The organism is Amycolatopsis sp. NBRC 101858, from assembly GCF_030269325.1.
Lineage (GTDB): Bacteria > Actinomycetota > Actinomycetes > Mycobacteriales > Pseudonocardiaceae > Amycolatopsis > Amycolatopsis ponsaeliensis.
Genome location: NZ_BSTD01000004.1, coordinates 99,709 through 123,906 on the forward strand (window position 1 = coordinate 99,709; position 24,198 = coordinate 123,906).

24 protein-coding genes are annotated in these 24,198 nt (G+C 72.8%); 16 read left to right on the forward strand and 8 right to left on the reverse strand.

Annotation, left to right across the window (positions count from 1 at the left end; translation table 11 throughout):
- Positions 1–37 precede the first annotated feature (37 nt).
- Together QSK39_RS29135 and QSK39_RS29140 are read left to right on the forward strand one after the other, a co-directional pair.
- Positions 38–1,030 carry a carbon-nitrogen hydrolase family protein gene (locus QSK39_RS29135; protein ID WP_285481029.1) on the forward strand — a complete coding sequence of 331 codons (993 nt, stop codon included), beginning with the start codon at positions 38–40 and terminating at the stop codon, positions 1,028–1,030.
- A gap of 4 nt (positions 1,031–1,034) precedes the next feature.
- The gene (locus tag QSK39_RS29140; protein WP_285481030.1) at positions 1,035–2,063 is read left to right on the forward strand and encodes a phenylacetaldoxime dehydratase family protein; all 1,029 of its coding nucleotides are present in this window, start codon (positions 1,035–1,037) and stop codon (positions 2,061–2,063) included.
- 13 nt (positions 2,064–2,076) lie between these two features.
- On the opposite strand, the gene QSK39_RS29145 is transcribed toward QSK39_RS29140, so the two are convergent.
- Entirely contained in the window at positions 2,077–2,208 is a 132-nt protein-coding gene (locus QSK39_RS29145; protein WP_502873317.1) for a hypothetical protein, read from the reverse strand.
- A 366-nt stretch (positions 2,209–2,574) separates the two neighbouring features.
- Here QSK39_RS29145 and QSK39_RS29150 point away from each other — a divergent pair, with 366 nt between their 5' ends.
- Positions 2,575–2,949, forward strand: a complete 375-nt coding sequence (locus QSK39_RS29150) for an STAS domain-containing protein (RefSeq protein WP_285481031.1) — start codon at positions 2,575–2,577, stop codon at positions 2,947–2,949.
- Here the strand turns inward: QSK39_RS29150 and QSK39_RS29155 are convergent.
- Both QSK39_RS29155 and QSK39_RS29160 read right to left on the reverse strand, forming a co-directional pair.
- Entirely contained in the window at positions 2,946–3,434 is a 489-nt protein-coding gene (locus tag QSK39_RS29155) for a YybH family protein (protein WP_285481032.1), read from the reverse strand. The genes QSK39_RS29150 and QSK39_RS29155 overlap by 4 nt on opposite strands.
- Positions 3,435–3,451: 17 nt before the next feature.
- A complete protein-coding gene (locus QSK39_RS29160) occupies positions 3,452–4,480 on the reverse strand; it encodes an NAD(P)H-dependent flavin oxidoreductase (RefSeq protein WP_285481033.1) in 1,029 nt (342 codons plus the stop codon).
- Positions 4,481–4,550: 70 nt separating this feature from the next.
- Here QSK39_RS29160 and QSK39_RS29165 point away from each other — a divergent pair, with 70 nt between their 5' ends.
- The gene (locus QSK39_RS29165) at positions 4,551–5,420 is read left to right on the forward strand and encodes a LysR family transcriptional regulator (RefSeq protein WP_285481034.1); all 870 of its coding nucleotides are present in this window, start codon (positions 4,551–4,553) and stop codon (positions 5,418–5,420) included.
- A gap of 19 nt (positions 5,421–5,439) precedes the next feature.
- On the opposite strand, the gene QSK39_RS29170 is transcribed toward QSK39_RS29165, so the two are convergent.
- Complete coding sequence (locus tag QSK39_RS29170; protein ID WP_285481035.1) at positions 5,440–6,564, reverse strand: hypothetical protein; 1,125 nt, start codon at positions 6,562–6,564, stop codon at positions 5,440–5,442.
- Complete coding sequence (locus QSK39_RS29175; RefSeq protein WP_285481036.1) at positions 6,557–7,003, reverse strand: hypothetical protein; 447 nt, start codon at positions 7,001–7,003, stop codon at positions 6,557–6,559. The genes QSK39_RS29170 and QSK39_RS29175 overlap by 8 nt, the downstream gene beginning before the upstream one ends.
- Positions 7,004–7,116: 113 nt before the next feature.
- On the opposite strand from QSK39_RS29175, the gene QSK39_RS29180 reads away from it, so the two are divergent.
- The 3 genes from QSK39_RS29180 (at position 7,117) to QSK39_RS29190 (ending at position 9,086) form a co-directional block, all read left to right on the forward strand.
- Positions 7,117–7,737 carry a hypothetical protein gene (locus tag QSK39_RS29180; protein ID WP_285481037.1) on the forward strand — a complete coding sequence of 207 codons (621 nt, stop codon included), beginning with the start codon at positions 7,117–7,119 and terminating at the stop codon, positions 7,735–7,737.
- 82 nt (positions 7,738–7,819) lie between these two features.
- Entirely contained in the window at positions 7,820–8,221 is a 402-nt protein-coding gene (locus tag QSK39_RS29185) for a cupin domain-containing protein (protein WP_285481038.1), read from the forward strand.
- Between the two features lie 13 nt (positions 8,222–8,234).
- Complete coding sequence (locus QSK39_RS29190; RefSeq protein WP_285481039.1) at positions 8,235–9,086, forward strand: NAD-dependent epimerase/dehydratase family protein; 852 nt, start codon at positions 8,235–8,237, stop codon at positions 9,084–9,086.
- On the opposite strand, the gene pdxR is transcribed toward QSK39_RS29190, so the two are convergent.
- Positions 9,073–10,449, reverse strand: a complete 1,377-nt coding sequence (gene pdxR, locus QSK39_RS29195) for a MocR-like pyridoxine biosynthesis transcription factor PdxR (RefSeq protein ID WP_285481040.1) — start codon at positions 10,447–10,449, stop codon at positions 9,073–9,075. The two genes, QSK39_RS29190 and pdxR, sit on opposite strands and share 14 nt — an antisense overlap.
- A 169-nt stretch (positions 10,450–10,618) precedes the next feature.
- Between pdxR and QSK39_RS29200 the strand changes: the two genes are divergently transcribed.
- The 5 genes from QSK39_RS29200 to QSK39_RS29220 all read left to right on the forward strand — a co-directional run bounded on the left by QSK39_RS29200 (position 10,619) and on the right by QSK39_RS29220 (position 15,053).
- Positions 10,619–11,137, forward strand: a complete 519-nt coding sequence (locus QSK39_RS29200) for a hypothetical protein (RefSeq protein WP_285481041.1) — start codon at positions 10,619–10,621, stop codon at positions 11,135–11,137.
- Between the two features lie 19 nt (positions 11,138–11,156).
- Positions 11,157–11,744 carry a GNAT family N-acetyltransferase gene (locus tag QSK39_RS29205; protein ID WP_285481042.1) on the forward strand — a complete coding sequence of 196 codons (588 nt, stop codon included), beginning with the start codon at positions 11,157–11,159 and terminating at the stop codon, positions 11,742–11,744.
- 198 nt (positions 11,745–11,942) lie between these two features.
- Positions 11,943–13,394 (forward strand): FAD-dependent oxidoreductase, encoded by a 1,452-nt coding sequence (locus QSK39_RS29210; RefSeq protein ID WP_285481043.1) that lies wholly within the window; start codon positions 11,943–11,945, stop codon positions 13,392–13,394.
- Positions 13,391–14,425 (forward strand): hypothetical protein, encoded by a 1,035-nt coding sequence (locus tag QSK39_RS29215; protein WP_285481044.1) that lies wholly within the window; start codon positions 13,391–13,393, stop codon positions 14,423–14,425. Before QSK39_RS29210 ends, QSK39_RS29215 begins: the two co-directional genes overlap by 4 nt.
- A gap of 28 nt (positions 14,426–14,453) precedes the next feature.
- Entirely contained in the window at positions 14,454–15,053 is a 600-nt protein-coding gene (locus QSK39_RS29220) for a TetR/AcrR family transcriptional regulator (RefSeq protein WP_285481045.1), read from the forward strand.
- On the opposite strand, the gene QSK39_RS29225 is transcribed toward QSK39_RS29220, so the two are convergent.
- Both QSK39_RS29225 and QSK39_RS29230 read right to left on the reverse strand, forming a co-directional pair.
- Positions 15,054–17,345, reverse strand: a complete 2,292-nt coding sequence (locus QSK39_RS29225; RefSeq protein WP_285481046.1) for a hydantoinase B/oxoprolinase family protein — start codon at positions 17,343–17,345, stop codon at positions 15,054–15,056.
- Positions 17,342–19,438: a hydantoinase/oxoprolinase family protein gene (locus tag QSK39_RS29230; protein ID WP_285481047.1), complete on the reverse strand. Its 2,097-nt coding sequence runs from the start codon at positions 19,436–19,438 to the stop codon at positions 17,342–17,344. Before QSK39_RS29230 ends, QSK39_RS29225 begins: the two co-directional genes overlap by 4 nt.
- A gap of 139 nt (positions 19,439–19,577) precedes the next feature.
- Between QSK39_RS29230 and QSK39_RS29235 the strand changes: the two genes are divergently transcribed.
- The 4 genes from QSK39_RS29235 to QSK39_RS29250 are packed head-to-tail and all read left to right on the forward strand — an operon-like array spanning position 19,578 to position 24,155.
- On the forward strand, positions 19,578–21,053 hold the full coding sequence (locus QSK39_RS29235) for an FAD-dependent monooxygenase (RefSeq protein WP_285481048.1): 1,476 nt from the start codon (positions 19,578–19,580) through the stop codon (positions 21,051–21,053).
- On the forward strand, positions 21,050–22,696 hold the full coding sequence (locus QSK39_RS29240; protein WP_285481049.1) for a (2,3-dihydroxybenzoyl)adenylate synthase: 1,647 nt from the start codon (positions 21,050–21,052) through the stop codon (positions 22,694–22,696). The genes QSK39_RS29235 and QSK39_RS29240 overlap by 4 nt, the downstream gene beginning before the upstream one ends.
- The gene (locus QSK39_RS29245; RefSeq protein ID WP_285481050.1) at positions 22,693–23,445 is read left to right on the forward strand and encodes a maleate cis-trans isomerase family protein; all 753 of its coding nucleotides are present in this window, start codon (positions 22,693–22,695) and stop codon (positions 23,443–23,445) included. The genes QSK39_RS29240 and QSK39_RS29245 overlap by 4 nt, the downstream gene beginning before the upstream one ends.
- Entirely contained in the window at positions 23,442–24,155 is a 714-nt protein-coding gene (locus QSK39_RS29250) for a TetR/AcrR family transcriptional regulator (RefSeq protein ID WP_285481051.1), read from the forward strand. Before QSK39_RS29245 ends, QSK39_RS29250 begins: the two co-directional genes overlap by 4 nt.
- Positions 24,156–24,198 lie beyond the last annotated feature (43 nt).

The following is a 24,198-nucleotide window of genomic DNA, read 5'->3' on the forward strand; positions in this document are numbered from 1 at the left end:
TGGGAAGCCCCAGAACTTCCCGCGAAGGAGCCCGGCAATGCAGGAAACCGTGCGCGTGGCGGCCGTCCAGGCCGAGTCGGCCTGGCTGGACCTCGACGCCGGCGTGGAGAAGGTCGTCGGCCTGATCGGGGAAGCCGCCGCGGGCGGCGCCCGCCTGGTCACGTTCCCCGAGACCTTCCTCCCCGGCTACCCGTGGTGGATCTGGCTCGACTCGCCCGCGGCCGGCATGGCGTTCGTCCCGCGGTACGCCGCGAACTCCATGACCCGCGACGGTGCCGAACTGGACCGCATCCGCCGCGCCGCCGCCGAGCACCGGATCCACGTCGTGTTCGGGTTCAGCGAGCGGGCCGGCGGCAGCCTGTACATGGCGCAGGGGTTCGTCGCCGACACCGGGGAGCTGATCTCGGTGCGCCGCAAGCTCAAGCCCACCCACGTCGAGCGCGCGGTGTTCGGCGAGGGCGACGGGAGCGACCTGCAGGTCCACGACACCCCGCTCGGCCGGCTCGGCGCGCTGAACTGCTGGGAGCACCTGCAGCCGCTGACCAAGTTCGCGATGTACGGCCAGGGCGAGGAAATCCACGTCGCGGCGTGGCCCAGCTTCTCCGTCTACCGCGGTGCCGCGCGGGCGCTCGGCCCGGAGGTCAACACGGCGGCCAGCCTGATGTACGCGGTCGAGGGCGGCACGTTCGTCGTCGCCCCCTGCGGCGTCGTCGGCCCGGCCGCGCTGGAACTGTTCTGCGACACCGATCTGAAGCGGCAGCTGCTCCTGCCGGGCGGCGGGTTCGCCCGCATCTACGGCCCCGAGGGGTCGCCGCTGGCCGAGTCGCTGCCGGAGACGGAAGAGGGCATCCTCTACGCCGACCTCGACCCGGCCCTGATCGCGATCGCCAAGTCGGCGGCGGACCCCGTCGGCCACTACGCCCGCCCGGACGTGCTGCGGCTGCTCGTCAACCGCAACCCCGCGCCGCCGGTCGTCGAGGTGCCTGCCGAGGAGCAGCCGGCCGCCCTCGACTTCGCCCCGATCGGCTGACCCCGTGGAATCGGCGATTCCCCCGCACCTGGTGACGGACCGGACCGCGGCGCCCGGGCCGCGGCCGGACTGGCAGCCGCCCTACCCGTCCTTCGTGGCTCGCTTCGCGCCTTCGGTGACGCGCGTGGCCATGGCCTACTTCGGCGTGCAGTACCGCGAGGAGACCGAACCCGCGGTCGTCCGCTCCGCCTTGGCCGACCTCGACGCGGCCCGCGCGGACGCGGACGGCCCCGGCCGGGTCGACCGGGCCGCGTACGTCGACGAGGCCGGCTACCGGACGGTCGTCACCACCGCCTACTGGGACGACCCCGCGCGGCACGACCGCTGGTTCGCCACGGCCCGGCCGATGTGGTTGCGCGCCAACGGGTTCTTCGTCGAAGTCGTGCGTCCCTCGACCGCGCGGTTCGAGACGCTCTTTTCCAACGACCGCGTCGAAGGCGTCGCGCACCTCGCGGACACCCTCAGCGGCGAGGTGCGCGAGCACGCGTACTGGGGCGGTGCCCGCGACCGCGTCCCGCTCGGCCAGCGGGACCGGCTCGATCCCGGCGGCCCGCCGGTGGCCGTGGACGACGGCGCGAGCCGGGTGGTCCGGGGACAGCACAACCTGTGCCTGATCCGCTCGGGCCAGGACTGGACCGACACCGACGGCGACGAACGCCGCATGTACCTCGAGGAGGTCGAGCCGGTCCTGCGCGCGGGCATGGACTTCCTACGCGACCACGGAGGCGCGATCGGCTGCTACGCCAACCGGTACCTGCGCGTGCTCGACGCCGCCGGGAACCCCACCGACAAGAGCTTCGGCATGAGCTGGTGGCGCAGCCTCGCCGACCTCGACCGCTGGGCGAAGGACCACCCGACCCACAAGGCGATCTTCGGCCAGGCGATGAAGTACCTGTCCACGCTCGGCCCGGCGGCCCGCCTGCGCCTCTACCACGAGGTCACGGTGGCCGCGGCCGACGAGCAGTACTTCGAGTACCGGGGCTGCCACCCGGGCACCGGCCTGCTGGCCGCGGCAGCGGCCGACGAGCGCTGACCCCGGCGGGGCGTCAGTCCGGCAGGAGCACCGCCCGGCCGCGGAGGTGCCCGTTTCGCAGTCGTGCGAACGCCTCCTCGGCCGCCGACAGCGGGAACTGCCCGGTCTCCATCCGGATGCTGCCCGCCGTCGCCAGGGCGATCACCTCGCGCAGTTCCGGGCTGCTTTCCCAGAACGGGACCGCGACCGACGCGCCCGGAGCCGAGCGGCTCCGCCGGGCGGTCGAGGCGCACGTCCGCTACCACGCCCGGCACCGGCTCGAAGCTTTCGTACTCGATCCTCGACGTGGGCATGGGGGTTGCGAACTGGTTCTACGACAGCGGTGAGTTCTCCGTCGACCGGCTCGCGTACCAGTACGGCGACCTGGCTCTGCGCATCGTCGGCCAGGCCGGCTGAGCGTTCCGGGGCTGCCACCCGGGCACCGGGCGCCGCGATGATCATCGCCGCGGAGGTTTGAACCACCGGAGATCGGGGTAAGAGGCGGTTCGAGATATCCCATCCGGAGGTGAAGGTGACCGCTGACGGGGGCCGGGTGCGGCCCCAGGATCTGCTGCACGTCGAGGCGCGCCGGGTCGATCCCGGTGCCGAGGTGCTGGCGGTGTCCGGTGAGGTCGACCTGCTCAGCGCCGGGATCCTGGAAACCGCGATCGCGGCGGCCTTGGGCCGCGGGCCGGCGGTGCTGGTGATCGACCTGACCGGGGTTTCCTTCCTCGCTTCCGTCGGGATGACCGTCCTGCTCAAGGCCCACCGCGACGTCGGGGACACCACCCGGCTCCGGGTCGTGACCCCCGAGCGCAGCACCGTCGGGCGGGCCTTGAAGCTGACCGGCCTGAACGGGGCGCTGGCCGTCGTCGGCACCCTGGCCGAGGCGCTTCCGGACCGCTAGCCGCGGACGGCTTTCTGGTACGCCGCAAGCTCTTCGGGGTGGTCGATGCTGCCGTGGTGGTGGACCTGCCGCCACTGCCCCGAGTCGTACCCGAACACCCGCGAGGTCCGGATCGTCAGCGGGACCGTGGCGCCGTCGCGGTCGTGGTACTGGCCGAGCTCGCGGCCGGCGAACACGACCGCGTCCGCCCACCGGTAGGTGGCCGCGTCGGCGAACGTGACGGTCAGGCGCAGGTCGCCGGCGAAGATGCGGCGGTACAGGCCGGTGACCGCCGCCCCGGAGCGGAGGATGCCGCCCACCGGGTTGTTGAGCTGGGCCAGCTCGTCCTGCGACCACACGGCGGACAGCGCGTCGAGGTCGCGGCGGTTGAGGGCGTGGTAGAAGGTTTCCAGCGCCGCGACCGCGCCTTCCCGGCCCGGGTCGCGGGCTTCCGCCAGCCGCCGGCGTGCCTGCGGGCCGAACTGGTAGTCGACGAGCTCGATCATCGGAATGCCTTCCTGGGTCAGAGGTTCGCGACGAGCCGGCCGAGGATGTCCGCCGCCGGTTCGGCGGACGCGTGCCGGAACCCGGTGCCCGCCCACAGGTGGAGCCGGCCCGCGTCGCCCGCGGCGGCCGCCGCCTTGCGCAGGGGACCGGTCAGGTGGTGGAGCGCCGGGTAGCCCGCCGGCGCGAGCCGGTCGTAGCGGCGGGTGAACGCGTTGACCAGCGCACGGGCCGGCCGGCCGGTGAACGCGCGGGTGACGACCGTCCGGCGGTCCCCGGGCGGATCCGCGAGCGCGGCCTGATGCGTCTTGGACGCGCCGCTTTCGTCGGAGCGCAACAGCACGGTGCCGACCATCGCGGCCACGGCCCCGACCCGCAGCGCGTCGGCCACGGCGTCGGCGGTCGCGATGCCGCCGGCCGCGACGAGGGGCAGCCCGCTCACCCGGGCGACGGCGTGGACGAGCTCGCCGAGCGGGATGTCCGCGGGGGTCCACCCCGGGGTGAGCGTGCCCGAATGCCCGCCGGCCGCGGCGGCCTGCACGACGAGGAAGTCGGCGTTCGCGGCCCGGCGGGCCTCGTCGGGGGAGGTGACCGTCTGGCCGACGAGCGTGCCCGCCGCGCGGAGTGCCCCGATCACCGCCGGATCCGGGAGGCCGAAGGTGAACGTGACCACCGGGACCGGCGCGTCGAGCAGCAGGTCGATCTTGTCGCGCCAGCCGTCGTCGTCCTCGGTGCGGGGGATGCCGGCCAGGTCGAGGTCGTAGCGGTCGGCTTCCGGCTGGAGCAGGCGGGCGTACGCGGCGTAGCCGGCGGGGTCGATCGGCACCGGGTTGGGCGCGAACAGGTTCACCCCGAACGGGACGGACGCCGCCCGCACCTCCGCGATCTGCCGTGCCAGCGCTTCCGGGGACTGATAACCGCCGGCCAGCAGCCCGGCCCCGCCGGCCGCCGCGGCCGCGATCACGAGCCGGGGTGTCGTCGCGCCGCCGGCCATGGGGGCCGCGAGGATCGGCGAGGAGAGCCCGAGTGCGGCCGGCCTGGTGGTCATGGGTTCGAGGCTAAGCAGCGCGTGTCCGGTGCGGGAAATGCCTGCTGGGGTGCATCTATGCTTCCCGGGCATGAGCGAGCTGTCGTCGGGCCGGGTGGAGCTTCGGCACCTGCGGAGCTTCGAGGCGGTCGCGCGGCTGAGGTCGTTCACCGGGGCGGCGGCCGACCTCGCGATCACCCAGCCCGCGCTGAGCCGCACGGTCCGGCAGCTGGAGGACGCCTTGGGCGTCACCCTGTTCGACCGCGACACCCGGCATGTCGAGCTGACCGCCGCGGGGGAGACCCTGCTGGCCCACGTCGAACGGGCCTTCGCGGAGCTGGAACGCGGGTTCGGCGCCGTCCGCCGGGCGTCGAACGTCCGGCTCGGGTTCAGCTGGCTGCTGCCGGACCCGTGGGCGCAGCGGACGGTCACGCGGTTCGAGCGGGACACCGGCCGGACCGTCGACCTGGTGCGCACCGACGACCCGCTCGCCGCCCTCCAGCAGGGCAAGGTCGATCTCGCCGTGGTGCGCGGGCCGGTGCGGTCGTCCGCGCTGCGCGTGGTGCACCTGTTCGACGAGACGCGGGTCGCGGTGTGTTCGGTGCGGTCTCCGCTGGCCGGCCGGGCGGAGCTGGCGTGGCGGGAGGTGCCGCGGTGGCCGCTGGTGGTGAACATCGTGAGCGGCACGACCGGGCCGTGGTCGTGGCCGCCGGACGAGCGCCCGGAGACGGTCGTGGAGACGGCCAACTTCGACGAGTGGATCGAGAGCGTCGCCGCCGACCGCGGGATCGGCATCGCCACCGAGGTGGCCATGCGGCGGAACATCCACCCGGCGGTGCGGTTCGTCCCGCTGCGCGGTGCCCCGCCGAGCCCGGTGACGCTGGTGTTCCTCCCGCACGTCCACGAGGCGCTGCTGCGGCGGTTCGTCGAGATCGCGGTGCACGACGACGAGACCGGGTGAAGGCGCTCGTCATCGAGGGCTAGACGGTCGCCGTCTTCCGGCCCGAGCTGCCGATGACGTCGAAGTCGCGGGCCTTGCCCGTCGTGTTGAGGTGGGCGATGTCGGCCTGCTCGAAGTCGACGTCCAGCACCGGCGAGTCCTTCTCCAGGTCGCGCCGGTGCTCGCTCGGGATGCCCCAGTCGTAGCGCTTCTGGATCTCGACGTGGTACTCGACCTGGTCGCCGTGCTTCTCGCCGACCAGCCGGTACTGGAAGTGGTTGAACGAGTAGTACCAGTCCTGGCCGCCCTTGCCGTCGCGCTGCAGGTCCGGCGCCGTCGTCTTCCACTCGGTCGTGAACGGGCCGTCCGGGCCCTTTCCGACGTCGGCCACGGACTTGTCGACCTGCTCCTGAAAGGACGGCAGGTCGTCGAGCATGTCCTGCACCGGTGCCTCGACCGTCTTGCCGTCGCCGTCGAGGTAGTGCTGCAGCAGCCAGGCCGCGTGGTCGTTGCCCTGCTTCACCAGTCCCAGCAGGACGACGTTGTGCAGCTGGTTCCAGACCCGGCGGTCGTGCTCGGTGGGCGGGAGGACGCCGTAGCGGCGATCCTCGGTCTCGAAGTTGTCCTGCGTGCCGAAGACGACCTTGAGGTTGCGGGCGAGCTCCTCGTCGATTTCGGTGGCCCGCTTGAGATGTGCCTGGATCTGCTTCTCCAGGCCGTCCGCGATGTCGGCCTGCTCGCCGAGCGCGTCGAAGTACCCCGGCGACACGCCCGGGGTGTCGTCCCAGGTGACCTTGCCCGCGGCGGTGACCGTCATGCCCTGCTCGCGCGCCTGCCGCTGCAGGTCGAGCACGGCCCGCCGGTGGCCTTCGAGGCCCTTGAGGCCCGCGGTGCCCTCGCTGCCGTCGGCTTCGACGTCGATGTACTTGCGCAGCGCCTTCACTTCGGCGTCGACGGCGTCGAAGTCCCAGCGGATGCGGGCGCAGTACTCGGTCGCGGCGTCACCGCCCTTGCCGGCCCACTCGCCGTCCTCCAGCGGTGTCACGACGGCGGATTCGTAGGCGTCGCGGATCCGGTGGAGCTTCTGGTGGACCTGGGCCCACTGCTCGGCGAACGTCTCCAGCCCGGCGACGTCGAGTTCGGTGAGCTGCCGGAAATCAACCACGGAGCCGCTCCCCGCCCGCCGAGTCGGTCTTCGTGTACGCGTCGGCGCTCAGCCGGAAGTTCTCCGCGCCCTGGGTGAGCCGGCGGTGCAGGAGGTCGGTGAGCCCGTCCCAGCGGGCCTGCATGTCGTCGATGCTGCCGACGAAGTCCCAGCCCGGCGCGGCGCGTCCCAGCGGGTCGAAGGTGTCGTCGGCCGCACCACTCAGGGCGTTCACGGCGACGGCGGTCTCGTCGCAGGCGTCGGCGCGGTGCCGCAGCCAGGGCGGCGTGACGCCGATGTCCGGCCCGCTGCCCCACGGCGGCACCGGTTTCGGCTGCGGCCCGGGGGAGGGCGAGGGAGTGGGCCCGGGTTCGGGTTTCGAGTCGTGGTCGCCCGGGGCGGGTGGCGGCGGGGTCACGCCGGGTGCAGGTTCGGACACCACTCGCCAGTTCGCTGCCACCACGGCTCCCTCCAGAAGATCTTCGGCCAGGGTAGGTGTTCCGACAATCCGGTGGCCGCGGTCGTTCCTCCGCCCCTATCGTTTCGTCGTCAGGCGAAACGAGGAGGACGGCGATGCGGCTCGCGGGAGTGCGGTGGCCCGCGTCGGTCAGCACCGCGCGGCTCGACGGCGTCGGCTATCGCGTGGTTCGCCCGCGCCGTCCGATCCGGGCCGCCGCGCTCGAGGAGTACCGGTACGGCGCGCAGCTGGCGGTCGGCAAGGCCGCCGCCGTCGACCTCGCCGTCGCCTGGTGGCTGGCCGCGCGTTCGCCGCACAGCCTCATCCACCTCCCCCTGCGCCCGGGCGGGCAGCTCGACCTGGTGCTGCTGCACCACAGTCTCGGGTTCCGGGTGTCGAGCTGGAAGCGGCTGCGGTCACGGCTGTCCCCGCCCGCGATGACCACGGTGACGCTGCCGCCCCGGCCGTTCCCCGTCCTGGCGCGGGCCGACCACGAGCGGTTCTTCCACCAGGACTTCCGCGACCACCTGAAGTACGCCTTCGCCGCGGACACCCTGTTCCTCGTCGGCAGCAGGCGCGCCTACGAACTCGCCGCCGAGGAGGTGCGCGCCCTCGCCGAAGACGGCCCGGCGCACCTGGTCGCGGGAACCCACTTCTGCGCGGAAATCGGGCTGGGGCCCTGGAAGCCGCGCCACCGGCGGAACCCGGCGGCCATGCTGCACGCGTACCTCCGCTGACCGCCCCGGCGCGAACCGGTCCAGCGCACCGGGCCGGAAGTGGACCAGCCGGCGCCGCCGGGTTCTGCCTAGCGTGGAAACCATGACCGACGCACCGCCGAAGACGAACTCCGTCCTCACCATGCTGGCCTCGCAGACTCCGTCCATTCCGGACGGTGCGCACGTGATGACGGCCACCGTCGAGCTGCCGCCCGGCGACTCGGGGACCCCGCCGCACCGGCACTCCGGGCCCGTCTTCGGGTACCTGCTCGAAGGCGAGATGATCTTCGAGCTCGAAGGCGAACCCGAACGGGTGATCAAGGCCGGTGAGGCGTTCTGGGAGCCCGGCGGCGACGTGATCCACTACCAGGCGGCCAACAACCTGGCCGGCAGCTGGAGCCGGTTCGTCGTGGTGATGCTCTGCGCACCGGGGCAGGAGATGCTGACCTTCGTCGGCGCGGACGAGCTGGCCGAGCGGGCCGGCCGCCGCGCGCCGCGGGACTGAGCGGGAGAACGACATGCGGATCTTCCTCGCCGGCGCGTCCGGCGCCGTGGGCCGCCGGGTGGTGCCCGCGCTGCTCGCCTCGGGCCACGAAGTGGTGGGCCTGACCCGGAACCCGGCGTCGGCCGGCAAGCTCGAGGCGCTGGGGGCGGCGGCCGTCGTCGGTGACGTGTACGACGCGGGCGGGCTCGCGCACGCCGTGGCGGCCGCGCGGCCGGACGTCGTCATGCACCAGCTCACCGACCTCGGCGCCGGCGACCGCGCGGCCAACGCGAAGGTCCGGGTGGCCGGGACGCGCACCCTGGTCGACGCCGCGAAAGCGGCCGGTGTGCGCCGGATCGTCGCGCAGAGCATCGCGTGGGCCTACGAGCCGGGTGACGCGCCTGCCGCCGAGGACACGCCGTTGGACCTGCACGGCGCACCCGACCGGGTGGCGACGGTCGAGGGTGTCTCGTCGCTGGAGACGGCGGTCGCGGAGCTGCCCGAGTGGGTGGTGCTGCGCTACGGCACGTTGTACGGCCCCGGAACGTGGTACGAGCCCGGGGCTCTGATGGCGCGGCAGGCGTCGGCAGGCACCCTGCCCGCGAACGCGGACGTGGCGAGCTTCGTGCACGTCGACGACGCGGCGTCGGCGGCGGTCGCGGCACTGGAGTGGCCGACGGGAGCGGTCAACGTGTGCGACGACGAGCCCGCGGCGGGGTACGAGTGGGTCCCGGTGTTCTGCGCGGCGGTCGGCGCTCCGGAACCGGCCCGAGTGGCGGGGGAGCGCACGGGCTGGGCCCGCGGGGCGGACAACGCCAGGGCGCGCAAGGAACTGGGCTGGGTGCCGGGCTTCGTGTCGTGGCGGGACGGCTTCACCAGGGCGTGATCGCCGCGCCGCGGAGCACGTCGGTCAGCGCGTCCAGTGCCGGCCGCCACGCGTGCTGGGGCGGTGTCGCGTAGCCGATGATCAGCCCGGCCTTGCCGCCACGGGCGGCCTGCCAGTACCCCGCGGCGTGCACGCCCGCGAGCTGCAGACCGGCACCGAGACCCGCGTCGACCAGCCGCCGCTCCTCCTTCGCCGAGGCGAGCGGCAGGAGTGCGTGCAACCCGGCCGGGACGCCGTCGAGCGGCACCCCCGTCACCGAGGCGAGCCGGGTGGCCAGCTCGGCCCGCCGCTTCCGGTAGTGCTCTCGCGCGCGGCGGACGTGCCGGTCGTAGTCGCCGCGGTCGAGCAGGTCGGCCAGGGCGAGCTGGCCGGGGACGCCGACCGTGGCCCCGGTCGCCGCCAGCGCGTCGAGGACCGGGATCCGGAGCCGCCGCGGGACGACCAGCCAGCCGAGCCGCAGCCCGGGGGCCAGCGTCTTGCTCGTGCTCCCCGCGAAGATCACCCGATCGGGGTCGAGGGCCTGCAGTGCCCCGACCAGCCGCTTGCCGTACCGGAACTCGCCGTCGTAGTCGTCCTCGATGACGAACCCGTCGTGGTCACGAGCCCACGCGACGAACCCGGCGCGCGCCGCCGCGCTCAGCACCACCCCGCGCGGGTGCTGGTGGGCGGGCGTCAGCAGCACCGCGCCGGCCCGCGCGGGGATGTCCGCCGGTTCGGCGCCGTCCGGGCCGACGCGCAGCGGTGCGGTCTCCAGCCCGGCGTCGTGGATCAGCCGGCGGTGGTGCGCGAGTCCGGGGTCCTCCGTCGCGATCGTCCCCGCACCGCGCAACGCCCGGGCCAGCACCGCGAGAGCGTGCGTGAAGCCGCTGGTGATCACCACGGCCGAGGCTTCGGCCCGCACGCCGCGAGCCCGGGAGACGTACGTCGCGACCGCCTCGCGCAGCGCGCGCGAGCCCGCCGGATCGCCGTAGTCCAGGCCGGCGGTGTCCGCCGTGGCCAGCGACCGCCGCATCGCGGCCGACCACCGGCCGTGCGGGAACAGGCTGAGGTCCGGCCTGCCGGGGCGCAGGTCGATGACCGGCCGCACCGGGGCGTCGCGCGGGGCACGGGGGAGCGTGACGTCGGCGACCCGGGTGCCGGACCCGGTTTCGCCGACCAGCCACCCCTCGGCGACCAGCTGGGCGTACGCGGCGACGACCGTCCCGCGGGCGATCCCCAGGTCCTCGGCCAGCGAGCGGGTGCCGGGCAGCCGGGTTCCGGCGGGCAGCCGGCCGGTGGTGACGGCCTCGCGCAGCGCCGACTCGATCGACCGCGCCCGCGGTTCGCCGACGTCGAGGTGCAGGTCGATGCCCAGCTTGTCCACCGCCGTCACCTCCGTGGCCCATTCTGCTGCACCGGGTGTCCGAATTGGACTCGTGGCCCGATCTGTTGCGTCCTCCGCATCACCCCTAGGGATGCCTAGGGGTGCGCCGAAGACGGGAATGCCGGAGGTACGATCTGCCGATTCGCAGCTACTCCGAAGGGTTAGTCCGTTGACCGAAACCACAGCGCAGCGGGTGAAGTCGATCCGCATCGTCAACGGCCTTCGCCACCCGCTCCTGGCCGTCGTGGCCCGCTACCCGGCCGAGTTCCTGGTCCGGCCGGGCGGTGAGCTCGAAATCCGCGAAACGGCTCCTCGCGGCGGGTACGTCGAGCTCACCCTCGACAACGAGGACGAACCGGGCCTGCGGATCGACACGGGCGAGTCCGGGCGGATGGAGGTCCTCCTCGACGGGGAGCCGCAGCCGCTGCCGTCCGTCGTCCTGGGCGGGGCCCGCTCGCCCGAAGCCTGGCCGGACCTCGAGGCCGCTTTCGGCAGCCTGCACGTGTTCGACACCCGTTCGGGGCCCCGGACGGTGCGGGTGGAGGAGAAGAACGGCACCACGACGCTGGTGGGCGCCGGCCGCGAGCCGATCCGGTTCGCCGGTGTCGGGGTGAACGACTGCCCGACGGAACTGATCATCGAGTCGGACGGCCTGCGCATCCGCGGCTCCCACGGATCGGCGCGCTGAAAGCTCGTAACCTGGGCGGATGAGCGAACTGCCGGTGCGGACCGAGCGGCTGGTCGTGCGGCGGTTCGCCGGCGGGGACGTGACGGCGTTCGCGGCGTACCGCTCCGATCCCGAGGTGGCGCGCTACCAGGGGTGGGACGCACCGGTCCCGGAGGCGGCCGCCCGGCGGCTCGTGGCCGGGTTCGCGGCCGCCGAAGAGGGCAAGCCGGGGTGGTTCCAGTACGCCGTGGAGCGTGACGGCGTCCTGATCGGCGACGTCGGGATCTGCTGGGCCGGCAACCGGATGCAGGCCGAGGCGGGGTTCACGATCGCCCGGGCCCACCAGGGCAACGGCTACGCGTCCGAAGCGGTGCGGTGCGTGCTGGACCGGGTGTTCGCCACGGGCGTGCGCCGGGTGTCCGCGGAGTGCGACGCGCGGAACACGGCGTCGGCGCGGCTGCTGGAGCGGCTCGGCTTCGGCATGGAGGGCCATCGCCGCCGGCACACGTGGCTCAAGGGGGAGTGGACGGACGACCTCCTGTTCGGCCTGCTCGCCGAAGACTGGCGCGGTGCCACTCCGGGCCCGCGATCTTCACCCGCCGGACCCACCAGCTGGTCGCCGACCTGAGCCGCCATCGCCGAGCCGCCGTTCGTGCGGCCGTGGGGGATGTACGAGCTGCGCCTCGCGGACCCGGACGGCACCGTGCTCCGCGTGAGTTCGCCCGCGCCTTGGCTCCACACCGCCGATCGGAGCCTTGACACTCACGCGCGCTCATTCATACATTCGTCGTCACTTTGTATGATTCGACGTGGGGAGTTGGTCCGCATGCGGCTCGGCAAGACCGCCGTCGTCCTCGGGGGCAGTGCCGCCGGCCTGTGCTCCGCCGGCGCCCTCGCCCCGTACTTCGACCGGGTCCTCGTCCTCGAACGCGACGAGCTCCCCGCCGGCGCCGAGCACCGCCGCGGGGTGCCGCAGAGCAAGCACCCGCACTTCCTCCTCAACTCGGGCCGCCGCGCGATCGGGGCGCTGTTCGACGGCTTCGAAGCCGACCTCATCGCCGCCGGCGGGCTGCACCTGATGCCGTCCATGGACGCCGCCTACCTCGACGGCGCAGGCTGGTCGGCCCGCAAACGCAGCGCGATGACCATGGTCTACAGCTCGCGGATCCTCATCGAGCGCGTCCTGCGCGACAAGGTGCGCGAGCTGGCTGATGTCGAGATCCGCGAAGGCACCGCGGTCACCGGCCTGACCACGCGCGACGGCGGGATCACCGGCGTCGCCTTCACCACTTCCGAAGGCGACGAGCACATCGACGCCGACCTCGTCGTGGACGCGCTGGGCCGCGGCTCCTCCGTCAGCGCCTGGCTGGCCGCCGCGGGCTGGCCCGAACCGGAGACCCGGACGCTCGACGCCAAGGTCACCTACACCTCGCGCTGGTACGAGCTGCCGGCGCCGCGGCCCGCGACCTGGTGGTGGCGGCACCTGGTGATCATGCCGACGCCGGACAAGGGCGAGCACCCCGCCGAACACGAGTACCTGGTGAACTTCTTCCCGGTCGAGGGCAACCGCGTCATCGCCTGCATGGGGTCGTGGGGCCTGGACATGCCGCGCACGACCGACGCGTTCGTCGAGACGGCCCGCCGGGTCCGGACGCCGATGTTCGCCGCCGCGATGGACCGGTGCGCGCCCACTTCGGAAGTCCACCTCACCCGCTCGACCGGCAACAAGTGGCGCCGCTACGACCGCCTGCGCACCCCGCCGAAGGGGCTGGTCTTCGTCGGCGACTCGATCTGCGCGTTCAACCCGTTCTACGCGCAGGGCATCAGCTCCGCGGCCGGCTCGGCCCTGCTGCTGCGCGACCACCTCGCCCGCGCCGGCCGGCTCGACGCCAAGTTCTCCGCGAAGTTCCTTGCTGCGCAACGCAAGCTGCTCGCCGTGCCGTGGAGCCTGGCGATGGCCCGAGACCAGGGCTACGCGTGCGCCGAAGGCACCGAGAAGCCGCGCGAGTGGAAACGCCGGATCCTCGCGGCGGTCTCCGCGCCCGCGTTCAGCCTCATCGTCGGGGCCGCGCGGGAGGACGAAGTCGTAGACGAGCACTTCGCCAAGGTGTTCAACCTCGACGAGTCGCTGGGCGACATGCTGCGCAACCCCCGGGTCATCGCGGGGCTCGTGCGCTACCGCGTCCGCGCGGCGCTCGGCCGGCACCGGGTCCCGTTCGATTTCGACGCCCAGGCCGAGCCGCCCGCCACGGACTATTCGACGGCGACCGCGCGATGAGCGTGGCGTGCGGGCCGGACGCCGACGCCCTCACCCGCGGGCTCGGCTTCGACTGCCACGACGTCGCCCCGGTCGTCTCGGTCCGCCTCCCCTGGACGCTCGCGCACTGGACGATGCCGCTGCTCGAACTTCTCGTCGTCGGCGGCGCCGTCTTCGCGCTGGTGCACGCCGTGAAGCGCTACCGCGCGGGCGATCCCGTCAACCTGGCGCTGTGGTGGGCTTCGCTGGTCTACCTCTTCGTCACCGAACCGCCGCTGTACTTCCCGGAGTGGTTCGGCCTCGACCGGATCTACGGCTTCATCTTCGCCCACAACGAGTTCACCGTGCAGTTCATGGCGGACCGGCTGCCGCTCTACATCGTGGCGTTCTACCCGGCCTTCAGCCAGCTCGCCTACGAGCTCGTGCGGGCGCTCGGGATCTTCCGCGGTCGGGGCCCGTTCGCGGGTGCGGTGGCCGTCGCGTTCGCCTGCCAGGTGTTCTACGAGGTCTTCGACCAGCTCGGCCCGCGGCTGCGGTGGTGGGCCTGGAACCCGGGCAACCGGATCGTCAACCACCCGGCGCTGGCGTCGGTGCCGATGACCAGCGTGCTGCTGTTCGCGTCCGTCTCGTTCGGTGCTCTCACCTACCTGGTCGTGCGGCTGGCCGGTGGTCCCCGGCGCGGGTGGCCGCTGGTGGTGCGGACCCTGGTGGCCGGTGTCCTCACCCCGCCGGCGATGGCGATCGCCGGGATCCCGTCGAGCCTCTTCGACGGCAACACCACCGCCCAGGCCTGGATCCTCGGCGCCGAGCTGGCGCTCGTCTGGGTGGCCGGCATCGCGATCCTCGTCACGAACCGGGCGGAACGCCCACCGCAGTCCGCTTTCGTGCGGATCTATCCCGCCGTATACCTGGGAGCGCTGGCGGTGTTCTGGATCGCCGCCGACGGCAGCGGCCCGGCCGGGAGCGTGCCGTATGCGCTCGCGTGCTTCGCCGCGGCCGGGCTGGTGCTGGTCGCGCTGTACCGGAAGGCGCGGGCCCCTGCCCCGGTCTGAGCCCGCCCGGTCGGGGAGGATGGGGCGCATGGGGCACCACGGATGGCAGGGCAACCCGCCCGGCACGGAGGACGAGGCACGCCGCCGGATCGTCGAAGCGGCGACGGCGTGCCTGGACCGGGCCGGGCTCGCGAAGACCAGCCTGTCCGACGTCGCCGCCGAGGCCGGGGTGACGCGGCAGACCGTCTACCGCTACTTCCCGAGCCTGAACGACATCCTGCGTGCCGTCGCCCTGGCCGGCGTCGAGGAGTTCGCCGGGCGGATGGAACGCCACCTCACGTCGTTCGGCAGTCCCACCGAAGTCGCCGTGGAGTCCGTGGTGTTCGCGGTCCGGACGCTGCCCGGCGAGCGTCACCTGGGCCTGCTGCTGCAGGCGGGCGAAGCCGACTTCTTCACGGTCGGCGTGATCTCGCCGCTGGCGTTTTCCTACGGCGCAAGGATCCTCCGCAACGTCCCGGTGGACTGGGCCGCCGTCGGCGTCACCACCGACGACGACCTCCAGGGGCTGGCCGAGATCCTGATGCGCCTCTTCCTGTCGTTCCTGCAGTACCCCTCGACCCCGCCGCTCACCGACGACGGGATCCGGGCCCTCGTCCGCCGCTGGATCGGCCCCGCCCTGGGCGGCTGATCACCCGACCAGGTGACCGAGTGCCTGCAGGGAGTTCGGGTGGTCCGCCGGGACGACGCCCGAGTACACCGCCGTCCAGCAGGACGGGCAGCAGTACTGGCGGAACACCACCGGCGCGTCCACGTAGTCGGCCGCCGTCGCGATGATCTGGGGGCCCGCGTCCGTCGGGGGTCCCTCGTACACCGCCACCGCCGGTTCGCCGTCCGCCGTGCCGAGGAGCTCGCCGCAGTGGCCGCACGCCAGGCCGCCGTCCGCGGGCTCGACCAGGTTGTCGTCGAGGCGGCGGGCGCCGGGGCCCGCCTTGCCCAGTGACGGCCCGGGCACGGTCGACCGCGACCGGCGGTGCTCACGCTGCCGGGAACGTTCGGCCGTCGTCGCGGTGTCGTCCACCACACCGTCGCGGACGACGACCCCGTAGACGTCGAGCGCCGCCTCCGGAGTGATCTTGGCTTCACGCAGGTCGCGAGCCACGGCGGCAGGATCGCGCGTGAGGGGGTCGCCGTAGCCGCCGCCACCCTGCCACGTCATCGCGAACACCTCGCCGGGCGCCAGGTAGCTCGACGCGTAGTTCTGCCCCGGCTCCAAAGAGGACCCCAGCTCGTCCATCGTGGACGGCATCCGGCCGGACGCGAGCAGGGACGCGACCGGGCTCTGCCGCGCCACGACGTCCAGGCCGCTGTTGCCCGGGTGCCCGCCGGCGAGGCCGCCGTTCTGCGCGATCGCCTTGCCCGCCGACGCCAGCACCAGGCCCATCGGGACGCTCGTGCCGTGCGGGGTCATCGCGATCGACGCGCCGAGCCCGCCGCGGTGCCGCCCGGGCCCGCCGGAGTCGGGGACCTCGCGCCGCCACAACGTCAGGACGGGGTAGAGGAACTCGGTCATCTCGACGTCGGGAACCCGGCCCATCGGGATGCAGAACAGGCCGCCGGTGTCGATGCCGTCGGCGTCCGGGCGGGCGCCGTAGCCGCCGGCCATCGGTTCCATGATGATGCTGAGGAACGGCGCCGGTGCCTCGCCGCGCTCGTCCAGCCCGGCGATCACCGCGGTGTCCCAGGTGCCGCAGCACGTCGCCTGGACGCTCTTGCCCAGCTCCAGGTCCCGGTCGAGCATCTGCGCGAGGCACTCGGCGATGAGGTTGCCGGTGAGCCAGGCCGGGCCGATCGGGCCGCGGCCGACCGCGGCGGGGAACGTCGCGTTGTTGAGCGTCCCCTCCTCGGTCACCAGGTCGAAGCAGCGCATCAGCCCGCCCGCCGACCACGGGATGTCGCCCGCGAGGATCGGCAGCAGCGCCAGCATGACACCGCCGCGCATGCCCGCGTACGTGCAGTTGATGACGCCGGCCTGCGGGTCGGTACCGGTGAAGTCGAACGTCAGGTGGTCGCCGGTCTTGGTGGTGGTGACCGTGATCTTGTGCAGGTTCCGGTCGCCCTCGTGGGACTGGTCCTGGTACCCGGTGGCCGACCAGCTGCCGTCCGGCAGCGCGGAAAGCTTGTCCCGCAACCGGCTTTCGGCGTCGGACATCATCCGCTTCATGACGGCCTTGACCGTGTCGGGGCCGTACTGGTCGATCAGCGCGTGCAGGCGTTCGGCGCCGACGTTGTTGGCGCCGACCTTCGCGCGCAGGTCGAGCCCGACGAGCATCGGCACGCGCGAGCGGCGCACCCAGAGGTCCGCGACGTCGCGTTGCAGCTGCCCGCCGCGCACGACCTTCACCGGCGGCGTCGGCAGCGACTCGGAGAAGACGTCCTCGGCCGCGGGGGAGAAGGAGCCGAGCCCGACGCCGCCGAGGTCCGGCTGGTGGGCGATGGCGCTGGTCCAGGCGAACAGCTTCCCGTCGTGGAAGACGGGCTGGTAGACCATGACGTCGTTCTGGTGCAGCCCGCCGCCGACCCACGGGTCGTTGGTGAGGAACATGTCGCCGGCTTCGATACCCGGGTTCGCCGCGCGGTTGCGCAGCGTCCAGTAGATGGCGAGGTCGACCGCGCCGACGAGCATCGTGTTGTAGAGCCCGACCTGGACCTCCTGGCCGAGCTCGTCGGAGATGGCGAAGTCGAAGTCGTTGGCGTCGGTGACGATCGGCGAGCCGGACATGCGCTTGAGCGCCTCACCCATCTCGTCGGTGACCGACCACAGCCGGTGCCGGATGACCTCGTAGGTCAGCGGGTCGAGGGCGTCGATCTGGTCCTGGGTGACACTGTGGACGTCCAAAGAGGACGGCAGCGAGCGCCGGAGCTCGCCGAGGTCGACGGGACGGCTGGAGAACTGCTCCGAGCCGGGGATCGGCATGCTCATGCGGCGCTCCTGATCGTGAGGTTGCCGAGGTGGTCGACGGTGCCGGTGCTGCCGGCGGGCACCACGACGGTGGTGGTCGGGACCTCGACGATGGCCGGGCCGGTCAGCACGTGACCGCTGCGGAGTTCCCGGTAGTCGTAGACGGCGGTGTCGACGTACCCGGCGGCGGCGTCGAGGCAGACGGGCCGGGTGCCGGCCGGAGTGGCGGGGGAATCCGCGGCGGGAACCTCCGGCAGCTTCGGGCTGAACGGCAGGATGCCGACGCCGCGGACCCGGAACGTGATGGCCTGGATCCCGGCCTCGCGGAACCCGGCGTCCTTGCCGTACAGCGCGGCATAACGCTCTTCGAACCCGGTGGCGGCTTCCTCGATCGCCGCCGTGTCCAGGGGTCCCTGGACGACCGGTGTGGTGACCTCGGCGAGCTGCATCGAATAGCGCATGTCGATTTCGCGATACAGCTCGACCTTCTCGAACTTCAGGCCCTGCCGGTCCAGGCCCTCGCGGACGCGCTGTTCGAGCCGGTCGAAGTTGCGTTCGGCGCGCTGCGGGTCGAAGGGGACGTTCAGCGGGTCGGACAGCTCGGCCGCCAGCACGATGTCCGACGACGCGAGCCCGAACGCGGAGAACGCCGACGCGACCGGCCCGAGCGGGACGACGACCTCGGTGCACCCGACTTCGGCCGCGTAGCCCGCGCAGTGCGCCGGGCCGGCGCCGCCGAACGCGTAGAGCACGAACCCGCGCGGGTCGTGCCCGGCTTCGACGACGGTCTTGCGCAGCAGGTCGCCGGTCTGCGCGTTCTGCACGGTGTAGATCGCGGCCGCGGCTTCTTCGACGGTGAGGCCGAGCGGCTTGGCGATGTGCGTGTCGATGGCCTCGCGCGCCAGCTCCAGCGACAGCGGCTTGCGGCCGCCGAGCAGCCCGCGTTCGGGCAGGATCCCGAGGACCAGGTTGGCGTCGGTGTTGGTCGGCTCGGTCCCGCCGTTGCCGTAGCAGGCCGGGCCCGGCACGGCCTGGGCGCTGTGCGGCCCGATCCGCAGGTTCCCGCCGGCGTCGAGCCAGGCGATCGCGCCGCCGCCGGACCCGATCGCGTCCACCCGCAGGGTGGGGACGTTGATCGGGTGGTGGTTGATCACAGTCGTGGTGTCGCGCACCGGTTCACCGTCGACCACCAGGCCGGCGAGGAACGTCGTGCCGCCGACGTCGGTGGAGATGATGTCCTGGTGGCCGAGCTGGCGGCCCAGCGCGACCGAGCCGATCACCCCGCCGGTGAGGACGGACCCGACGGTGCTGATCGCCGCGGCCGGCGCCTCGCGCGCGGCGACCGCGCCGCCGTTGCTCTGCATCACCAGCAGCGGCCCGGAAAGCCGGTTCTCGCGCAGCGTGTCTTCCAGGGTGGTGAGGTAGTCGCGCAGGCCGGGCCCGATCTGGGTGCTCATGATCGTGGTGGCGTTGCGGGCGAACTCGCGGATGCGCGGGCTCACCTCCGACGACAGCGCGACGAAGACGTCCGGGTCCTCCTCGGCGATCAGCTCGCGGATCCGCTGTTCGTGCGCCGGGTTGCGGAACGACCACAGCAGCGAGACGGCGATCGCGCGGACGCCGTCGGCCAGCAGCGTGCGGATCGCGGCGCGGGCCTCGTCCTCGTCGAGCCGGACGACGACGGTGCCGTCGCGGTCGACCCGCTCGGTCACCTCGAGGGCGAGCCGCTTCGGGAGCAGCCCGTGGTCCTTCTTCTGGCCCAGCACGTTCTGCAGCTCGTGCGGCGAGCGCCCGAGGTAGCGGCCCTCGACGTTCATGATGAAGATCGAGTCGCGGTGGCCCTTGGTGGTGAGGAAGCCGACCGGCGGCACGTTGCCGGTCACCAGCGCGTTGAGCGACGACGTCGTCCCGTGGGCGATGTGGTGGGTCTCGGCCAGCATCTCCGGCAGGGACTTCCCGAGCTGCTCGGCCAGCAGGCCGAGCACGTCGAGCACGCCCTGGGAGTAGTCGGGCGGGGTCGAGGGGGACTTCGCGGCGAGCACGGTCCCGGCGTCGTCGTCGAGAACGGCGTCGGTGAACGTGCCGCCCACGTCCACGCCGATGACATAGGCCATGACTCACGCTCCTTTGCGCGGAGAAAGCTGCTAACTGTGGCGTAGACTATTCAACGTATGTGACAAGAGTCAACCCTCTTGACGACGACTCGTCCGTATCGTCAAATAGTCGACGTACTGGTCAAACAAGGAGGTCGGGATGCAGCCACGCCGGGTCGCGGTGCTGGGCGGAGGGCCTGGCGGGCTCTACGCCGCGCGACTGCTCAAGCTCGCGTTTCCGTCCAGTGAAGTCGCCGTGCACGAGCAGGGCGAGCCGGACACCACCTTCGGGTTCGGTGTCGGCCTGGCCGCCGGCACCCAGCGCAAGCTGGCCGCGGCCGATCCCGACACCCTGCGCGACGTCGTCGCCGCGGGCTGCCGGCACGACATGACCCTGCGGGTCGACGGCCACGTCGCCCGGGTCCGCAACGACCGCCTGGTCGGGGTGGCCCGCACCGAGCTGCTGGCCATCCTGCAGCGCCACGCGGAGAAAGCCGGAGTGGAGCTGAACTTCGGCGCCCGCCGCTCGGCCGAAGACCTCGACGCCGACCTGGTGGTCGCCGCCGACGGCGTCGGCAGCGTGACCCGCGAGCAGGGGGCGTTCGGGGCGCGAATCGGCACCGGGCGGGGCCTGTACCTGTGGTGCGGGGCCGACTTCGCGCTGGACGACGCCCTGTTCGAACCGGTGCGGACCGAGCACGGCGTCTTCGTCACGCACGCCTACCCGTACGGCACGGGGAACAGCACGTTCCTCATCGAGACCGACGAAGCGACCTGGCGCCGGGCGGGCTTCGACCACGACGTCGAGGACGGGGAGTCGGACGAGATTTCCCTGCGGTACCTGCAAGACGCCTTCGCCGAGCCGCTGCGCGGGCACCGGCTGATCGGCAACCGCACGCGCTGGCTGCGCTTCCGGACCGTCCACTGTGCCCGGTGGTCGGCCGGGAACACCGTGCTGCTGGGCGACGCCGCGCACACCGCGCACTTCTCCATCGGCTCCGGCACGAAACTCGCCATGGAGGACGCGATCGGCCTGGTCGAAGCGCTGCGGGACGCGCCGGACGCCACAGAGGCGTTCGCCCGGTACGAAGCGGACCGGCGACCCGCCGTCGAGCGGTTGCAGGAGCTGGCCCGCCGGAGCCAGCTGTGGTGGGAGTCGTTCCCGGCGCGGCTGCACCTGCCGGTCGAGCGGCTGATGGTCGCCTACATGACCCGCGCCGGCAACGTGCCCCTGGACCGCTTCGCGGCCACCAGCCCGGACCTCGTCGCCACGGCATTGACCCAGTACGCCGGGACGCCGCCACCGGCGGACGGGCTCGTCGACTGGGTGCTCGAGCAGCAGGCCACCCCGCCCGCCGACCTCGTCACGATCGACGATGTCGTCACCGACCCGTGGGACGCCGCCGGAGACGCGGTCGTGGCTCGCGCCCGCGCGGCCCGGGAACGCGGCGCGCCGGGGTTCCGGTTCACCGGACCGGGTGATCGCGGCGCCCTGCTCACCCGGCTGGACCTCGCCGAGCGCGTCCGCCTCGAAGCCGGCGGCGTCATCCTGGTGGCCGGGCCCGCGGCGTTGCGGGACGACCTGGCCGCCGGCCTGGTCGGCGCCCGCACCGACCTGATCGAGGAGACCGCATGAGCTGGGGTGACAAGGTCGTCGCCTACCCGGCCGACGCCGTGCGCGCCTACCGGGACGGCGGCCTGTGGGACACCCGCACGATCGCCGGCCAGCTGCACCGCGTCGCCCTCGCCCACCCGGACCGCGACGCCGTCGTCGCGTTCGACGGCCGGGTCACCTTCCGCGAGCTGGACGAGCGCACCGATCGGCTGGCCGCAGGGCTGGCGGGGCTCGGCCTCGAACCCGGCGACCCCGTGCTCTTCCAGGCCGGCAACCGGCTCGCCACGGTGCTCGCCTGGTACGGCGTGCTCAAGGCCGGCCTGGTGCCGGTGTGCACCCTGGCGGCCCACCGCGGGCACGAGATCGGGGAGATCAGCCGTCGGGTGGGTGCCGTGGCGCACCTCGTCGAGACCGGCGGGTTCGACCTCGTCGGGTTCGCGCTCGAGCAAGGCCGCGACCACCCGACCCTGCGGCATGTGCTGGTGCTGGGTGACGACCCGCGCGGCATCGCCGTCGACGGTCTCGGCCGGGACGTCGACGCCGAGGCCGCGCGCAAGACCGTCGAGGAGATCCAGGCGGGCATCGACCCGGACGACGTCGCGGTGTTCCAGCTCTCCGGCGGCACCACCGGCGTGCCCAAGGTGATCCCGCGGCTGCACGCCGAGTACTGGTACAACGCCCTCGCCTACGCGAAGTCCTGGGGCTGGTCCCCGGAAACCCGCGTCGCCCACCTGATCCCGATCGTGCACAACGCCGGGATCGTCTGCGCGTTGCACGCTTCGCACAGCGTCGGTGCTTCGCTGATCCTCGGCACCGCCGACCTGGACGTGTCGCTCCCGTTGCTGGCGCGCGAAGCGGCCACGCACGTCTTGCTGGGGCACGGGCACTTCCGGGCCGTCGGCCACCCGGAGTTCGCCGCCGCCGCGGCCGCCCTGACGCAGGTGGTGCTGTCCGGCAGCAAAGTCCCGCCGGCGTTGTTCGACGACCTCGAACGCCGTGGCCTGTGGTCGGGACAGCTGTTCGGCATGGGGGAGGGCCTGTTCCTGACGACGCGGCCGGGCGCACCCCGGCTCGCGCGCGCCACGACGGTCGGCACCCCACTGTCCGAACTGGACGAAGTGCGCATCCTCGAACCGGGCCTGGACGACGAAGTCCCGGACGGTGAGGTCGGCGAGCTGTGCTGCCGCAGTCCGTACACGCTGCGCGGCTACTTCGACGCCGAGGAGCACAACGCCCGCGCGTTCACCGCCGACGGCTTCTACCGCACCGGCGACCTCGCCGCGGTGCGCGTCATCGACGGCGAGCGGTACGTGTCGATCGAAGGCCGGATCAAGGACGTCATCAACCGCGGCGGCGAGAAGATCAACGCCGAAGAGGTCGAGCTGCTCCTGCTGCGCCACCCGCTGGTCACCGCGGCCGCGGTCGTGGCGATGCCCGACCCGCGCCTCGGCGAGCGCACCTGCGCGTTCGTGGCCGGCGGGCCGCTCGACCTGCCCGAGGTCCAGCGGCACTTCGCCGAGCAGGGCGTGGCGAAGTTCAAGTGGCCCGAGCGCGTCGAAGTCGTCGCCGAAATCCCCCGCACCCTCGTCGGAAAACTGGACAAGAAGCGCCTGCAGGCGGAGATCGCCGCGAAGCTCGCCGCCGAACAAGGAGGAACCCCGTGACCCCGCACCGGATCGGGCTCGTCGTCCCGAGCTCGAACGTCACCGTCGAGACCGAGATCCCGGCGCTGCTCGCGCGCCACCCGTCCGCCGCGTTTTCCTTCCACAGCAGCCGGATGCGCATGCACCAGGTGTCGCCGGAGGAGCTGCGGGCGATGAACGCGCAACGCGAACGCTGCGTCGACGAGCTGGCCGACGCGGGCGTCGACGCGCTGCTCTACGCCTGCCTGGTCGCGGTGATGGCGCAGGGGCCGGGGGAGCACGAGCGGACCGAGAAGGCCGTCACCGCTCAGCTGGCGGGCCGTGACGCGCACCCGGCCGTGCTGTCCAGCGCCGGGGCGCTCGTCGAAGGACTGCGTGCGCTCGGTGCGCGGCGCATCGCCCTCGTGACGCCGTACCTGCGTCCGCTCGCCGAAGAAGTCGTCTCCTACCTGCGGGCCGAGGGCTTCGACGTGGTGGACTGGGTCGCGCTCGAAGTCGCGGACAACGCCGAGGTCGGGTGCATCCCCGGCGACCGGGTGCTGGCCGCCGCGCGCGGGCTGGACCTGGCCGACGCCGACGCGCTGGTCATCTCGGCCTGCGTCCAGATGCCGTCGCTGGACCTGGTCGAGCCCGCCGAAACGGAGTTCGGGCTGCCGGTGCTGTCGGCCGCCACCGCGGGCGCGTACGTGCTGTTGCGGAGCTTGAACCTCGCGCCGCGGCTGCCGGGAGCCGGGCGGCTGCTCGCGGGACCTCTACCATCACTGGGATGAGCGGCAGCACACCGCGGGGCGGGTCCCGCGAAAAGGGGACCACCGCGCGGCGGGAACTGGTGGAGAACGAGCTCTACGAGCACGCCACCCGGCTCTTCGCCGAGCGCGGCTTCGCCGGCACGAGCCTGCAGGACATCGCCGACGCGCTCGGCATCACGCGGCCCGCGCTCTACTACTACGTCAAGAGCAAGGAAGAGCTGCTCGCGAAGCTCGTCACCGAGGTCACCAACGGGCCCCTCGAGGAGCTGACCGAGCTGGTGGCCCGCGACCTCGACCCGGAGCGCAAGCTGCGCGGCATCGTGGAGATCATCGTCGGCCGCCGCGCCCGGCAGCCCGAGCGGTTCCGGCTGCTCATCCGGTCGGAGGCCGAGCTGCCCGCGGCGCTCACCGAGGCCTACGACGAGGGTCGCCGCGCGGTGCTCAAGACGATCGCCGGCGTCATCGAGGAGGGCGTGCGCGCGGGCCGGTTCCGGCCGGTCGACGCGCGCGTCGCGGCGCTGGGCGTGCTGGGCATGTGCAACTGGGTGGCGTGGTGGTTCCACCCCGGCGGGCGGGACGGCGCCGAGGCCGTGGTCGAGCAGCTCGCCGACATGGCTGTGGGTGCGCTGCAGCGTGCTGACCAGCACGTTCTCGACGGTGAGGGTCCGGCGGCGGCGTTGAAGATGCTGCGTCAGGACCTCGACCACCTGGAGCGCATCCTCGACGTCTGAGTGGCGTTTGGCACATGCGTCAGAATATTGACGCATCCGTTGA